The following is a 1,098-nucleotide window of genomic DNA, read 5'->3' as shown; positions in this document are numbered from 1 at the left end:
TGACTGGCGGCGACGCTGGTGGTCTGCTCGACGGCGTCCTCGGTGACAACGGCGTTGTCGGTGGTCTCCTGGGTGGTCTGACCGGCGGCGATGCCGGTGGTCTGCTCGACGGCGTCCTGGGTGACGACGGCCTGCTGGGTGGCCTGCTCGGCGGCCTCGGCGGCGGCACCTCTCCCGGCACCGGCGCCCAAGCCCTGCTGGATCCGGTCGACAACGTGGTCGGCGGCCTGGCGAACAGCCTGAACAACGGCGTGCTCGGTGGCCTGGGCCTGGGCGACGCCCTGACTCCGGTGGTCGGCCTGACCGACGGCTTGACCGACACGGTCGACGGCCTGCTGGGCCCCGTGCTCGGTACCGGCTTCGTGCCGAACGACCCCAACGTGCTGGACCCGGTCGACAACGTGGTCGGCCAGGTGACCGATGGCGTGGGCGGCCTGCTGAGCCCGGTGACCGACCAGGTGCTCGGCGCGGGTGCCACGGGCGCCCTGCTGGATCAGGTCGCCACGCAGGTCGACTACCTGACCGACGGCGTTGCCAACCTCGTGGGTGGCGACAACGGCCTGCTGGGCGGCGTGCTCGGCGGTGACGGCGGCCTGCTCGGTGGCGTGCTCGGCGACAACGGCGTGGTCGGCGGTCTCCTGGGTGGTCTGACCGGCGGCGACGCTGGCGGTCTGCTCGATGGCGTCCTTGGCGACAACGGCGTGGTCGGTGGTCTGCTGGGTGGTCTGACTGGCGGCGACGCTGGCGGTCTGCTCGATGGCGTCCTCGGTGACAACGGCGTGGTCGGCGGTCTCTTGGGTGGTCTGACTGGCCGCGACGCTGGTGGCCTGCTCGACGGCGTCCTTGGCGACAACGGTGTGGTCGGTGGCCTGCTGGGTGGTCTGACCGGCGGCGACGCTGGTGGCCTGCTCGACGGCGTCCTTGGCGACAACGGCGTGGTCGGCGGGCTGCTGGGTGGTCTGACCGGCGGCGACGCTGGCGGTCTGCTCGATGGCGTCCTCGGTGACAACGGTGTGGTCGGTGGCCTCCTGGGTGGCCTGACTGGCGGCGACGCTGGCGGTCTGCTCGATGGCGTCCTCGGTGACAACGGTGTGGTCG

The 1,098-nt window shown here is 71.9% G+C and carries 1 pseudogene; it reads left to right on the top strand.

Going from position 1 to position 1,098, the window contains the following annotated elements:
• A pseudogene (locus ACTJLF_RS05200) lies at positions 1–1,098 on the top strand (hypothetical protein); the annotation flags it as partial.

Origin of the sequence: Variovorax sp. 22077 (assembly GCF_052044195.1) — a bacterium.
GTDB lineage: Bacteria > Pseudomonadota > Gammaproteobacteria > Burkholderiales > Burkholderiaceae_C > Variovorax > Variovorax atrisoli.
Note: the sequence above shows the minus strand (reverse complement) of the source record. Positions and strands in the feature narration are given on the sequence as shown.